At 58.1% G+C, this 13291-nt stretch carries 13 protein-coding genes; 8 read left to right on the forward strand and 5 right to left on the reverse strand.

Annotated features, from left to right (window positions below; genetic code table 11):
- Positions 1-10 precede the first annotated feature (10 nt).
- From ACR0NO_RS07220 to pdeM, 8 genes are all read left to right on the forward strand, one after another.
- Positions 11-979: a type II secretion system F family protein gene (locus ACR0NO_RS07220; RefSeq protein WP_170471973.1), complete on the forward strand. Its 969-nt coding sequence runs from the start codon at positions 11-13 to the stop codon at positions 977-979.
- A 10-nt stretch (positions 980-989) separates the two neighbouring features.
- The gene (locus ACR0NO_RS07225; RefSeq protein ID WP_170639316.1) at positions 990-1964 is read left to right on the forward strand and encodes a type II secretion system F family protein; all 975 of its coding nucleotides are present in this window, start codon (positions 990-992) and stop codon (positions 1962-1964) included.
- A 67-nt stretch (positions 1965-2031) separates the two neighbouring features.
- The gene (locus ACR0NO_RS07230) at positions 2032-2556 is read left to right on the forward strand and encodes a tetratricopeptide repeat protein (RefSeq protein ID WP_170472275.1); all 525 of its coding nucleotides are present in this window, start codon (positions 2032-2034) and stop codon (positions 2554-2556) included.
- 30 nt (positions 2557-2586) lie between these two features.
- The gene (locus ACR0NO_RS07235; protein WP_170471977.1) at positions 2587-3438 is read left to right on the forward strand and encodes a tetratricopeptide repeat protein; all 852 of its coding nucleotides are present in this window, start codon (positions 2587-2589) and stop codon (positions 3436-3438) included.
- Positions 3439-3441: 3 nt separating this feature from the next.
- Complete coding sequence (locus ACR0NO_RS07240; protein ID WP_170665681.1) at positions 3442-3987, forward strand: prepilin peptidase; 546 nt, start codon at positions 3442-3444, stop codon at positions 3985-3987.
- A 117-nt stretch (positions 3988-4104) separates the two neighbouring features.
- On the forward strand, positions 4105-5412 hold the full coding sequence (locus ACR0NO_RS07245; RefSeq protein WP_170471981.1) for an ATPase: 1308 nt from the start codon (positions 4105-4107) through the stop codon (positions 5410-5412).
- A 40-nt stretch (positions 5413-5452) separates the two neighbouring features.
- On the forward strand, positions 5453-7864 hold the full coding sequence (locus tag ACR0NO_RS07250; RefSeq protein WP_480723470.1) for a ligase-associated DNA damage response DEXH box helicase: 2412 nt from the start codon (positions 5453-5455) through the stop codon (positions 7862-7864).
- A 41-nt stretch (positions 7865-7905) separates the two neighbouring features.
- Complete coding sequence (pdeM, locus tag ACR0NO_RS07255; RefSeq protein ID WP_480723471.1) at positions 7906-8568, forward strand: ligase-associated DNA damage response endonuclease PdeM; 663 nt, start codon at positions 7906-7908, stop codon at positions 8566-8568.
- Between the two features lie 24 nt (positions 8569-8592).
- Here pdeM and ACR0NO_RS07260 read toward each other — a convergent pair whose 3' ends face one another.
- From ACR0NO_RS07260 to ACR0NO_RS07280, 5 genes are all read right to left on the reverse strand, one after another.
- Positions 8593-9282 (reverse strand): LytTR family DNA-binding domain-containing protein, encoded by a 690-nt coding sequence (locus ACR0NO_RS07260; RefSeq protein ID WP_480723472.1) that lies wholly within the window; start codon positions 9280-9282, stop codon positions 8593-8595.
- Between the two features lie 266 nt (positions 9283-9548).
- Complete coding sequence (folD, locus tag ACR0NO_RS07265) at positions 9549-10439, reverse strand: bifunctional methylenetetrahydrofolate dehydrogenase/methenyltetrahydrofolate cyclohydrolase FolD (RefSeq protein WP_170477523.1); 891 nt, start codon at positions 10437-10439, stop codon at positions 9549-9551.
- 51 nt (positions 10440-10490) lie between these two features.
- A complete protein-coding gene (locus tag ACR0NO_RS07270) occupies positions 10491-10796 on the reverse strand; it encodes a chorismate mutase (protein WP_425083877.1) in 306 nt (101 codons plus the stop codon).
- A gap of 60 nt (positions 10797-10856) precedes the next feature.
- Positions 10857-12533 carry a formate--tetrahydrofolate ligase gene (locus ACR0NO_RS07275; RefSeq protein WP_480723473.1) on the reverse strand — a complete coding sequence of 559 codons (1677 nt, stop codon included), beginning with the start codon at positions 12531-12533 and terminating at the stop codon, positions 10857-10859.
- Between the two features lie 165 nt (positions 12534-12698).
- Positions 12699-13274, reverse strand: a complete 576-nt coding sequence (locus ACR0NO_RS07280) for an MOSC domain-containing protein (protein ID WP_480723614.1) — start codon at positions 13272-13274, stop codon at positions 12699-12701.
- Between the last annotated feature and the right edge of the window lie 17 nt (positions 13275-13291).

Genomic DNA, 13291 nt, shown 5'->3' on the forward strand with positions numbered 1-13291 from the left:
AGATTACGACATGCAATTGCCTATGGAGGCTCTCATCTATGTCGCCATCTTCGTGGGCGTTCTTGCCCTGGTGGAAGGCATCTATCTTGTGGCGTTCGGCAAATCCATCAGCCTGAACAGCCGGGTCAACCGTCGTCTGGACATGCTCGACAAGGGCGCGGGCCGCGAGCAAGTTCTGGAACAGCTGCGCAAGGAAATGCAGCAGCATATGAAAACGCAGAGCATCCCTCTGTATTCGCTGCTTGCTGACAAGGCCCAAAAGGCCGCCATCGCGTTCACGCCAAGACAACTGATCATGATCATGGGTCTTGTTTCGGCTTTTGCCTTTGTTGGCTTGAGTATTGGCACGGCAACTGAAACTGTGCTGCGCGCGGCTATTTCGATCGCCATCGGTGTTGGTGGCGTCTTCATGTGGGTCAGTAGCAAAGCCAAAAAACGCATGAGCATGATCGAAGAACAACTGCCTGACGCAGTCGAGCTTATGGTCCGCTCACTGCGCGTCGGTAACCCTTTCGTGTCTTCAATTCAGATCGCTGCAAACGAAGTTCAGGACCCCCTTGGAACCGAATTTGGTGTAATTGCGGATGAGTGCGCCTATGGTCGTGACGTGGGCGAGGCCCTCAAAGACATGGCAGAGCGACTGGACATGCAAGACTTGCGCTTTCTAGCGGTCGCAGTTGGCATCCAGCAGCAGTCAGGTGGCAACCTGGCCGAAATTCTGGCTGGATTGGCCCAGGTGATACGTGCACGTTTCCGCCTGTTCCGCCGCGTCAAGGCAATCACCGCGGAGGCGCAATGGTCCGGCAAATTCCTTTCGGGATTCCCGTTGTTCTGTCTGGTCTTTATTTTGGTAAAATCGCCAGACTACTATGACGAAGTTCTTGACCACCCCTGGTTTATCCCATGCTGTTTCATCGTTGGCATCATGCTGACACTGAACCTGATCGTTATGAAAATGATCACCAACATTAAGGTTTGAGGTCTGTGTCATGGAATTTCTAGCCTCCATCAATGATACTTTGGCGCAGCACCTGGGAGAGTTCGGCCCCCTGATCGTGGTCGGTGTACTCGGCGTGGTTCTGGTAGCCGTGGCGGTTCTGTTGATGCTGAACCAGCCTGAGGATCCCCTCAAAAAACTTCAACGTTCGAACGCCCCGCCAAAAACGCCGAAGAAATCCAAAAAGGATCAACTGCGTCAAAGCGGTCGAAACGAGCAGCTGGAAAAGTTTGCGACTTTCCTTGAGCCCAAAAGCGAAGAAGAGCTGTCGGCCATTCAGCTAACAATGCGTCAGGCGGGGTATCAATCCAAGGACGCGGTCCGGTTCTTTCACTTCGCTCAATTCGCTCTGGGTATCCTGGGTATTCTCCTCGGAGTTGTATGGGTCACGGTATTTGCTGGCGATCAGGAGTTCACTGGAACCCAATTGTTGATCCGTGTTCTGGTTCCGGGCGGGATTGGGTATTTCATACCGAAATACTGGATTACTCGCCGCGTTGAAGAGCGACGTGAAGCCATTACATCTGCCTTTCCGGACACGTTGGACTTGATGCTGGTCTGCGTGGAAGCCGGTCAGTCCCTCGACCAAGCGATCGTGCGCGTTGCATCGGAAATGAAAAGCTCCTACCCGGAGATTGCGCAGGAATTCGAAGTCGTTGCCTATGAAATGAAAGCTGGTAAGGACAAGGATACGGTCTTGCGTGACTTTGGAACGCGCTGCGGCGTTCAGGATGTGAGAGCGTTTGTGACCGTGATGATCCAATCAGCCACGTTTGGTACCTCAATTGCTGAGGCTCTGCGGGTTTATGCTGCCGAAATGCGTGACAAACGTGTGATGCGTGCAGAAGAAGCCGCAAACAAGTTGCCTACCAAGATGACTCTGGTCACAATGACCCTAACGGTACCGCCTCTATTGATCATTCTGGTGGGGCCTTCTGCAAGCGTCATTTCGAACTTCGGAGGATGATGTAACTTCGATGCTCCCAGAAAAAGGCTGTGCCTTGCTTAGGCTTCGCCGAAATTTTCAGGCCATCATGGTTTTCGCCATGGTGGCCTCTTGCACGGAAGGGAGCCTGTCGGATGACCTCGATGCGCCGGGTATAGATCCGACGGGACAAGCCGAAGACAACATCACCGTAGGAAACCGCCTGATGGCCGCCGGAGAATATGAGCTGGCCCTCGACAGCTTTACCCGCGCCGCGCTGGAACAGGGGATGACGCCGCAGGTTCTGACTTCATTGGGAACGGCAAATCTGGGGCTGCGTCGTTTGGGGCAGGCCGAAACCCTTCTGCGCCGCGCGGTCGAGGATGACACGGACTGGCCCATCGCTTGGAACAATTTGGGTGTCCTGCTGATGGAAACGCGACAATACCCCGAAGCAGAACAGGTGTTTCGACGGGCCTTTGCGTTGGACAATGGCGAAAGTGACGCAATCCGCGACAATCTTCGCTTAGCTATCGCAAAAATGGAAAATCCTGTTAATAATACTGACCAAGAACAAGAATATACGCTGGAGCAGCTAGGCGACGGGCAATTTTCGCTACGCAAAATCCAGTAACCGAGGCAAGAGCAGTAAAAGGACGCAAAAATGCGCCAACAATTCTTGATTCCGTCACTCGTGGTCACTGGGTTGATCCTGTCCGCCTGTGCAAAAGAAACTGAAGAGGAAAAGGTTGAACGTACATTTCAGGAAGTGAACGTCATTGACGAAACTAACCTGAACGACGTGCTTCTGACCGCAGCCGACCCCAACGAGGCGGTCACCTATTTCCATAACGCCGCCGCCAAGAACCCCGATCGGATCGACCTGCAGCGCGGGCTTGCGATATCGCTGGGTCGCGCCAAACGCTCGACCGAGGCGGCCGCCGCGTGGAAACGCGTGACGACCATGAACGGCGCCAACGCGGCCGACCGGGTCGAATACGCGGATGCGCTGGTGCGCAATGGGGATTGGAACACGGCCCACACCGTTTTGAACTCGGTCCCGCCGACCCACGAGTCGTTCAAGCGCTACCGGCTTGAAGCCGTCGTCGCGGATTCCCGCAAGGAATGGAAACGCGCCGATCACTTCTATGAAACTGCCGTGGGCCTGACCACGCGCCCCGGTGGGGTTATGAACAACTGGGGCTATTCCAAGCTGACCCGTGGACAATATGCCGAGGCCGAACGCCTGTTCACCGAGGCAGTCCGCCAGGACAAGAGCCTGTTTACAGCCAAGAACAATCTGGTTCTGGCCCGGTCGGCGCAGGGGAATTACAGCCTGCCGGTTGTGCCCATGACACAGGTTGAACGCGCCCGGCTGTTGAACACGATGGCAATTTCCGCGGTGAAACAAGGAGATACGGCAACCGGCAAGAACCTCCTCCGTGAGGCGATTGCGACGCATCCCCAGCATTTCGATGAAGCCGTCCGCTCGCTTCGCGCGCTCGAGGAAAGCTGACACATGGCGATACCGGCCTATGCGGCAGCATGGTTTCTGCCCTTTGTGCTACCGATCTGCTTTTACGTCGCGTTCACGGATATGCGTGAAATGAAGATCAAGAACCACGCCGTAGCGGCGTTGGTTCTGGTCTATATCGTCGTTGGGCTGTTTGTGCTGCCTCCGTGGTCGACGGGGCTGATGGGAGGGCAGATCGGCCCTCTTGATATCGCGTTGCCTATCTATGTCTGGCAATTCCTGCATATCTTCGTGGTTCTGCTTGCCGGTATCATCCTGAACGCCGCCGGAGCGATGGGCGCGGGCGATGCCAAGTTTCTGGCCGCAGCCGCTCCGTTCATCTGGTTCGCGGATTTGATTCTGCTCATGGCTATTCTGATGGCCTGTACTTTGGGGGCAGTAGCGACCCACCGTTTGGCCAAGCACACAAGGCTGCGCACGATTGCCCCACATTGGGAGAGCTGGGACAAGGGCAAAAAGTTTCCGATGGGGCTGGCCCTATCCGGTTCGCTTGCCATGTATCTGATTCTTGGGACTGTTCTCGGATCGTAAACTATCATCTGCGCGCCTTGTCCCTGCCTTGGTCCCGCCACAAAGCTGCGCCAGATTTCACACAACTGGCCCGCTTTGGGGCCTTTGGTGTGACATCAGAACAGACGAGTCCCGCTCATGAATATGCAGACCTCCGCAGTTATGGCGCCCCCTGCCCCGAAGGGCCTGGGTGAAATGCAGCTCCCGCTGGTGATGATGCGGGACATTTTGCTGAAGACGATATTTCGCAAGAACGCCAGCACCGTGACCGAAGTGGCCGAGGCCGTCTGCCTGCCCGGTTCTGTCACGCAGGAACTGATCGACATTGCGCGTGACCAAAAACTGCTTGAGGCCACTGGCACCCTGAATGCCAATAGCGGCAATGAGATGGGCTATCAGCTGACCGACGCAGGCAAGGCCCGTGCGTTGGACGCGCTCAGCCAGTCGGAATATTTCGGTGCAATGCCCGTGCCCCTGGATGTGTATCGCGAGCAGGTCAAACGCCAATCGATCCGCAATATTCAGGTCACGCGAGACCAGCTGACCAATGCGATGGGCCACCTGGTTTTGCCCGACAGCCTGCTGGATCACCTCGGCCCCGCGGTCAGCGCGGGCCGCTCGATCCTGATGTATGGCCCTCCGGGGAATGGTAAGTCTTCGATCTCGAACGGTATTCGGGACGCGTTGGGTGATAATGTCTATGTCCCCTACGCGATCGAATATGCCGGTCAGGTGATCACCGTTTATGACCCGATCGTACATACCGCGATTGAGCAGGAGCCTGACGACCCCAACAGCCTGCGCCGCCGCAAGAGGTTCGATTCGCGCTATGTTCAGTGCGAGCGCCCAACTGTTGTGACCGGTGGTGAACTGTCGCTCAGCATGCTGGACTTGGTCTACAACCCCACCGCGCGGACCTATCAGGCCCCGCTGCAGCTGAAATCGACCGGTGGCATCTTCATCGTGGACGACCTTGGACGACAGGCCGAACCCCCTCAGGCCCTCGTCAACCGCTGGATTGTTCCGCTGGAAGAGAACAAGGATATCCTCGGTCTGCAATCGGGTGAAAAGTTCGAAGTCCCCTTCGACACGCTGGTGATCTTCTCGACCAACTTCCACCCGAATGAGATCTTCGACCAAGCGGCCCTGCGCCGGATCTTCTTCAAGATCAAGATTGATGGCCCGAACCAAGAAAACTTCCTGAAGATCTTCGCAATGGTCGCCCGCAAACGCGGCATGCCGCTGGATGAGGCCGCGTTGGTGCATCTGTTGAAGGTGAAATACCCGACCATCGACAACATCTATGCGAACTACCAGCCGATCTTCCTGATCGACCAGATGATCTCGATCTGTGAGTTCGAGGGCATTCCGTATCAGATGAGCCCCGACCTGATCGACCGCGCCTGGGCCAACATGTTCGTCAAGGACGAGAAAATCGTCAAATAACGCCGTGCCATTTTCGGGATGACAGGGGTAGTCTGCGCATATGACGCAGATTCCCGCCCGGATCGGCACTTGGTTCAGCACCAAGGGCTGGACCATCCACCCTCATCAGCAGGACATGTTCGACCGGGCGCAAGACCCGGCCACTTTGCTGATTGCGCCCACGGGCGGCGGCAAAACGATGGCGGGGTTTCTGCCCTCACTGGCCGAGTTGGCGGACGGCACACGTACCGGATTGCATACTATATACGTCTCGCCCCTCAAGGCCCTTGCAGCGGACATAAAACGGAATCTGCGCACACCCGTGGACGAGATCGGGTTGCCCATCCGCATTGAGGACCGCACAGGCGATACCTCAGCCACGCAGAAAAAACGCCAGCGCGCCGACCCGCCGCATATCCTGCTGACCACGCCCGAGAGTCTGGCTCTGCTGACCTCATATGAGGACGCTCCACGCATGTTTGATGGAGTGCAACGTGTGATCGTCGATGAAATCCACGCTTTGGCCGAAAGTAAGCGCGGGGATCAACTGATGCTGGCGCTGGCGCGGCTCCAGACTCTATGTCCAAACATCCGACGTGTGGGCTTGTCGGCCACTGTTGAGGACCCTCAGGCCATTGCCCGCTTTCTGGCCCGTCACCCCGACCCGTGTCAGATCATTCAAGCCGATCCTGGCCCCGATCCCAACATCGCGATGCTGGAAACTGCCGAGATGCCGCCATGGTCGGGCGGAGGCGCGGCCTATGCGATCCCAGCGGTGCTGTACCAAATCCGCCAACACAAGACGACACTGATCTTCCACAACACCCGCGCGCAGGCTGAGATTTTCTTTCACAATCTGTGGCTTGCCAACGAGGACAGTCTGCCCATCGGAATCCATCACGGCAGTCTGGATCGCCAGCAACGCGAGAAGGTCGAGGCCGCCATGGTCCGAGGTGACCTGCGCGCCATTGTCTGCACCGGCTCTCTCGATCTAGGCATCGACTGGGGTGACGTTGATCTGGTCATCCAGATCGGCGCGCCCAAGAACGTCAAGCGACTGGTGCAGCGTATCGGACGGGCAAATCACCGCTACAACGCGCCGTCTAAAGCCTTGCTGGTACCTGCCAATAGGTTTGAAGTGGTTGAATGCGTTGCCGCTCTCGAGGCCGCAAAAGACCATGATCTGGACGGAGAGCCGCGCGGCGTAGGCCCCCGAGACGTGCTGTGCCAACATATCCTGATCGCGGCATCTGCGGGACCGTTTGATGCGGATGCGCTGTTCACCGAGATGACCTCGGCCGGACCGTTTGCGCAATTATCGCGGCCCGAGTTTGACGACTGTCTCGATTTCTGCGCGACCGGCGGCTATGCCCTGCGGGCCTATGACCGATGGCAACGATTGCAGCAACGCGCCGATGGTTTGTGGCAGCTACGAGACCCCCGCGCCGCAGCCCGGATTCGGATGAACCTTGGCACCATTCAGGACACTGATACCCTAAAAGTCCGCCTGAAGCGCAACCGGGGCGGTAAGCCACTGGGCGAGGTTGAAGAGGGTTTTGCAGCCACTTTGACCCCCGGCGACACCTTCCTGATCGGCGGTCAGATCGTGCGTTACGAGGGTCTGAGAGAGCTTGTGGTCGAAGTCAGCCGCCGTGCCGACAAGAAGCCCAAAATCGCCACTTTTGCGGGGACCAAGTTCGCCACCTCAACGCAGCTGAGCGACCGTATCCTGCGCATGTTCGCGCAGACCGACTGGCCTCAGCTGCCGCAACACACAGCCGACTGGTTGAAGCTTCAGAGGCATGTCTCTCGACTTCCCAAACGCGACCGCCTGTTGGTCGAAAGCTTTCCCAGCGACGGGCGCGAGCATATTTGCGTCTATGGCTTCGCTGGACGCAACGCGCAACAAACCTTAGGCCTGCTCCTCACCAAACGGATGGAGGAAACAGGCCTTGCCCCTCTCGGATTTGTTGCGACCGACTACGCGACCCTGATCTGGGGCTTGGATGCAGTGACCGATCCGACGCCTCTGTTTCGGATCGATGCGCTGCGCGACGGGTTGGACACATGGCTGGCTGGGAATGCCGTCATGAAGCGCACCTTTCGCGCCTCGGCCACCATCGCGGGCCTGATCGAGCGCAACACCAGCGGGCAACGCAAAAGCGGTCGGCAGGCTACGTTTTCGTCAGATATCCTCTACGACACGCTGCTGAAATACGACCCCGACCACCTTTTGATGCAGATCACCCGCGAAGAGGCCATGCGCGGCCTTGTCGATTTCGGCCGGATCGAGGCGATGGTCGAACGGATTGGCGACCGGATTGATCTGGTTCGGCTGGACCGCGTGTCACCTCTCGCCGCACCCTTGTTCCTAGAAGTTGGAAAAGTTCCGGTAAAAGGGGCCGGCGAAGAACGTTTGTTGGCGGAGGAAAGTGCGCGATTGCTGCAAGCGGCCGGGCTGGATACCCTCTGATCCACCTTGCGCGCGCGCGCAAAACGCGCGAAGAACGTTCCATGAACAAGGTTGAATTTTCCTTTGCAGGGCAGAACCTGAGCGCCCTACCCTCCGGCGCATTGTGGTGGCCTGAGCGGCAATTGCTGTGTGTATCCGATCTCCATCTCGGCAAGTCCGAACGCATGGCCCGGCGCGGTGGTGCGATCCTGCCGCCTTATGAGAGTCAGGACACGTTGGACAGGCTGGCCAAAGATCTGGAGTTTACGCGGGCCGCAACCGTAATCTGCCTGGGGGACAGCTTTGATGATCTGGACGCCTCTCTGTCCCTGCCCGGCGCCGAGAGGCTGCGCATTGCCACCCTGCAAGCCGGGCGTCGCTGGATCTGGATCGAAGGCAATCACGACCCCGGCCCGGTTGAACTCGGCGGTACGCATCTGGCCGAGTGGACTTGCGACACGCTCACCTTTCGCCATATCGCGCAGTCCGGTGCACAAGGTGAGATTTCGGGTCACTATCATCCAAAGGCCACGCTGCGCGCGAGTGGCCGCAGCATCACGCGCCCGGCCTTTCTGTTCGATTCAAATCGTCTGATCCTGCCCGCCTTTGGCACCTACACAGGCGGGTTGCGCAGCTCGGATCAGGTTTTGACTGGTCTGATGGGACCGAAGGCATTGGCAATCCTAACGGGCCCTAAACCGCAGATGATCCCAATGCCTCGCTGAGACGGAAGGACGTCGTGCAGCGCCTCAGATCAGGCCGCCCTCTTCCAGCATCGGCCGGTACTTACGGCTGACCGGAACAAGATCGCCATTGACGAGACGCAGGAAGATCTTGCCCTCGGACCGTTCAACACCCGCTACAGCCTCATCGCACACCCAATGCGACCGGTGCGAGCAATGGCCCGCAACAGGCTCCATCTCGTTTATGGCATCGGTAAAGCGTGAGCGGATCGTAAAGGTCCCCTCAGACGTTACGACGTCCACATTGTGGTCGCGCACGGTCAGGCGGTAGAACTCACCCTGAAAACTCTCGGGCAGACGGCGCGCAAGCCGCGGCATCGGCTTTAGCTCAGGTTCGGCTTCGACCTTGCCATCGCGCCATTCGGCCCGACGCACCAGCAACAAGCCTGTGGCAAACAATATGCCGTAACTGGCAACAGTAGCCATCTCAGGCGCCATATGACCACCCCAAGTGAACAACAACCATGCCAAAAGCCAAAGGGTCGGAGTGAACATGGTTAGAATCACAACCGCATATGCCAGATCGCGCGCGGGCAGCTGCTCCAAAACCTGATGTCGTTCAATCACATTCCGCGCGGCCCAAATGGCGGCCAATGCCAACACCATAACACCAGCCCAAAACAGCAAACGCAGGGAAAAAGACAGCTCCGCGGCCAGAAATGGGGGGAATACGTAGGCAAGTAAGGGCAGGAACACAACGCCCGCCACCACCCTCTGTGGGGTACAATGAGAACGCAATAGCCCGATGTTTAACGTCATACTTACAGAACAACGGCCCAAGACCCAGTCAGGACATCTTGGACGGTCACGATGTTTACTCGGCAACTGACTGGGAAATAACGAATATCATGAATTGAGGTCCTGTAAAACACAATTCATGCATAGGTTAAGGCGCAGGCCGCTGATACGGCCCGCGTCTCGTCAGGGTCGGACTGCACAGCGCGGTCCGACGAAGTCGTGGATCAGGCTGTGAGGCCCTCGGGCTCTGGCAGGCCGTTGGCGCGGCAGCACGCGGTCAGAGTGTTGGCCAGCAGGCAGGCGATGGTCATCGGACCCACGCCACCCGGAACCGGAGTGATCGCGCCCGCGCGCTCCGCCGCGCTGGCGTAGTCGACGTCACCGACCAGCTTGTTTTTGCCGTCGCGCTCAATGCGGTTGATGCCCACGTCGATCACGGTCGCGCCTTCTTTGATCCAATCGCCCGGAACCATCTCGGGGCGGCCTACGGCGGCGACAACGATGTCGGCGCGGCGCACGACGTCCGGCAGGTCCTTGGTGCGAGAATGCGCGATGGTTACGGTGCAGCTGTCACCCAGAAGCAGTTGCGCCATCGGCTTGCCCACGATGTTCGAGCGGCCAATTACAACCGCATCCATACCCGACAGCGAGCCGTGATAGTCGCGCAGCATCATCAGGCAGCCTAGGGGGGTGCAGGGAACCATCGACTTCTGACCGGTACCCAGCAGGCCCACATTCGAGATGTGGAAGCCATCAACGTCCTTAGCCGGATCGATCGAGTTGATCACCAGGTCTTCATTCAGGTGCTTGGGCAGAGGCAGTTGCACCAGAATACCGTGAACCGCAGGATCGTTATTCAGCTTGTCGATCAGCGCCAACAGGTCCTCTTCCGAGGTCTCGGCGTCCAGCTTGTGCTCGTACGAGTTCATGCCGACCTCAACGGTCTGCTTGCCCTTTGAGCGCACATAGACCTGGCTTGCAGGGTCTTCGCCCACAAGAACCACTGCCAGACCGGGCGTGATGCCGTTTTCTTCTTTCAGCTTTGCAACCTGATCGGCCACTTGCGCGCGCACTTTGGCCGCAAAGGCTTTGCCGTCGATAACCTGGGCTACCATCCTGTGATCCCTTCTTTCCAAAAACGGATCGGGCGCCTAGCGCCCGGGTGTTCAGTCAGGGCCAATCACGCGCTCTTCGCGGGCAATCGACCAGTCAATCAAAATGCGCCAGAGCTTTTCGGCCAGATCCGGGTCCATCCCCAACTGATCCGAGCTTGCGCGCACACGTTGCACCACCTCTTCGACACGGTCCGGGATGCGGGCCGGAAGGCCTTCGCCTGGCTTCAACTGCGAGGCGCGATCAATATATCCCGCGCGCGTCACCAACATCGCGATAAGTTGGCGGTCCAGCTTGTCGATCTGAACGCGCAAGTCCTGCATCGTCTCACAGTCTTGCGGCGGTGTCAGAGTGGGCATCGTGATCTCCTCATGGCCCGGGGTGTAATCCCCGGACCACGAGATGGTTCAAAAATCGGCTTAGAACAAGCCCTCAATCTGACCTTCTTCGTTGAGACGGATTGTCTCAGCGGCAGGTTTGCGCGGCAGACCCGGCATGGTCATGATCTCGCCGCAGACAACCACGATGAAGCCAGCACCAGCGGACAGGCGAACTTCACGTACCGGAACCGAGTGGCCAGAAGGTGCGCCGCGCAGGGTCGGGTCGGTCGAGAACGAGTATTGGGTTTTCGCCATGCAGACCGGCAGGTTGCCATATCCGGCTGCTTCCCATTCCTTCAGCTGGTTGCGGATCTTGTTGTCTGCCAGAACCTCGTCCGCGCGGTAGATGCGCTTGGCGATGGTTTCGACTTTCTCGAACAGAGGCATGTCGTCGGGGTAGATCGGCGCGAAGTTCGCGGTGCCACCTTCAACGATTTCAACAACTTTCTCAGCCAGAGGCGCCGAGCCTTCGGAGCCCAGCTCCCAGTGACGCGACAGTACCGCTTCAACACCGTGCTCGGCGCAGTAGCTCTTGACCGCTTCAACTTCAGCATCTGTGTCGGTGACGAAGTGGTTGATAGCGACAACAACCGGCACACCGAAGGACTTCACGTTCTCGATGTGACGGCCGAGGTTGGCACAGCCAGACTGAACCGCGTCGACGTTTTCGGCACCCAGATCGGCTTTTGCAACGCCGCCGTTCATCTTCATCGCGCGCACGGTGGCAACCAAAACAACGGCCGACGGTGCGATACCGGCTTTGCGGCACTTGATGTTCATGAACTTCTCGGCACCCAGGTCAGCACCGAAACCGGCTTCGGTCACGACATAGTCAGCAACCTTCAGAGCGGTTTTGGTCGCGATGACCGAGTTACAGCCGTGCGCGATATTCGCAAACGGGCCGCCATGGACGAAGGCCGGGTTGTTTTCCAGCGTCTGCACCAGGTTCGGCTGCATTGCGTCCTTCAGCAGAACGGTCATTGCGCCTTCTGCCTTGATGTCGCGGCAGTAAACCGGGGTCTTGTCACGGCGGTAAGCAACGATGATGTCGCCCAGACGCTTTTCCAGGTCTTTCAGGTCGTTTGCAAGGCACAGGATCGCCATAACCTCGGACGCAACGGTGATGTCAAAGCCTGCTTCACGCGGGAAGCCGTTCGACACGCCACCCAACGACGCCGTGATCTGACGCAGAGCACGGTCGTTCATATCGACCACACGACGCCATGCAACGCGGCGGACGTCGATCTCAGCTTCATTGCCCCAGTAGATGTGGTTGTCGATCATCGCCGATAGCAGCGAGTGCGCCGAAGTGATCGCGTGGAAGTCACCTGTGAAGTGCAGGTTCATTTCTTCCATCGGAACAACCTGAGCGTAACCGCCACCTGCAGCGCCGCCCTTCATGCCGAAGTTCGGGCCAAGCGAAGCTTCACGGATACAGATCATCGCGTTTTTGCCGATGCGGTTCAGGCCATCGCCCAGACCCACGGTGGTGGTGGTCTTGCCTTCACCCGCAGGGGTCGGGTTGATCGCGGTGACCAGGATCAGCTTGCCATCTTCGCGGTCCTGGACCGAGTTGATGAAGTCCTGGCTGACCTTCGCTTTGTCGTGGCCGTAAGGCAGCAGATCGGCAGATTCGATACCGATCTTTGCGCCGATTTCCTGAATCGGCTTCTTGTTCGCTTCGCGCGCGATTTCGATGTCAGATTTGTAGCTCATTGGGCAGGGTCCCTGATTGAATGCCGTACAAAACCGACGCGGCGCGTCGGTGCTGACAAACCCATACAGTTGCATACCCAAGCAGTGGCTAAGGATTCCGACATATTCGTGCCGCGAAACGGCGTCGCCCGATTTCAAGTGTTTCCAATCGGAAACGAATGAATGCTATGGCTGCCAGAGCGGCTGATCGGGAACAAACAGCTTCAAACGATCGCCGATATGCAGAGCTCCGGGCCGTTCGACCCATCCCGTGATCCCCCGCCGCCCCTGCGCGGCCGGTTTGAAGGCGGCACCGTAGCCGCTGTGATCCGCCTCGATCTCACGTCCGGGTAGGACACAAGGTGCGTTTTCCATATCGACCGTGATCGTCAAATCCGCCTCGGACCGAAGGCGCGAAGACGGCGGGATATGGGAAAAATCAGGGATGCCCTTCAACACGATCGAAGCTCCCAAGTAAGACGGATCAAGATGGTCCAGCTCCATCGCGGCGGCAATCTCGGACAGCTCCTCGGCTGACAGAATCGACACCTGACGGACATTCCGAATCTCGGTGCCTTTCGGGTAGACATTGCTGACACGCACGCATGAAGCACGGTTGAGCCCCTCGTGCCGTTCGCCCTGCACCCCGTCAAAGCCAAACTCCAACGTCTCAACGGGCTGAGCGCGCAGCGACTGACCGGCCGGGACGCGCCCCAACCAGACGACCTCGGCAGAGTATTCGGTTTCACGCAGGAACGGCATGGGTTTTTCCTTCTTCA

Source organism: Ruegeria sp. CL3, assembly GCF_056536505.1.

Coding starts and splice junctions, on each gene's coding strand:
- ACR0NO_RS07220 (WP_170471973.1), top strand. CDS start 11: ATGCAATTGCCTATGGAGGCTCTCATCTATGTCGCCATCTTCGTGGGC.
- ACR0NO_RS07225 (WP_170639316.1), top strand. CDS start 990: ATGGAATTTCTAGCCTCCATCAATGATACTTTGGCGCAGCACCTGGGA.
- ACR0NO_RS07230 (WP_170472275.1), top strand. CDS start 2,032: ATGGTTTTCGCCATGGTGGCCTCTTGCACGGAAGGGAGCCTGTCGGAT.
- ACR0NO_RS07235 (WP_170471977.1), top strand. CDS start 2,587: ATGCGCCAACAATTCTTGATTCCGTCACTCGTGGTCACTGGGTTGATC.
- ACR0NO_RS07240 (WP_170665681.1), top strand. CDS start 3,442: ATGGCGATACCGGCCTATGCGGCAGCATGGTTTCTGCCCTTTGTGCTA.
- ACR0NO_RS07245 (WP_170471981.1), top strand. CDS start 4,105: ATGAATATGCAGACCTCCGCAGTTATGGCGCCCCCTGCCCCGAAGGGC.
- ACR0NO_RS07250 (WP_480723470.1), top strand. CDS start 5,453: ATGACGCAGATTCCCGCCCGGATCGGCACTTGGTTCAGCACCAAGGGC.
- pdeM (WP_480723471.1), top strand. CDS start 7,906: ATGAACAAGGTTGAATTTTCCTTTGCAGGGCAGAACCTGAGCGCCCTA.
- folD (WP_170477523.1), bottom strand. CDS start 10,439: ATGGTAGCCCAGGTTATCGACGGCAAAGCCTTTGCGGCCAAAGTGCGC.
- ACR0NO_RS07270 (WP_425083877.1), bottom strand. CDS start 10,796: ATGCCCACTCTGACACCGCCGCAAGACTGTGAGACGATGCAGGACTTG.
- ACR0NO_RS07275 (WP_480723473.1), bottom strand. CDS start 12,533: ATGAGCTACAAATCTGACATCGAAATCGCGCGCGAAGCGAACAAGAAG.
- ACR0NO_RS07280 (WP_480723614.1), bottom strand. CDS start 13,274: ATGCCGTTCCTGCGTGAAACCGAATACTCTGCCGAGGTCGTCTGGTTG.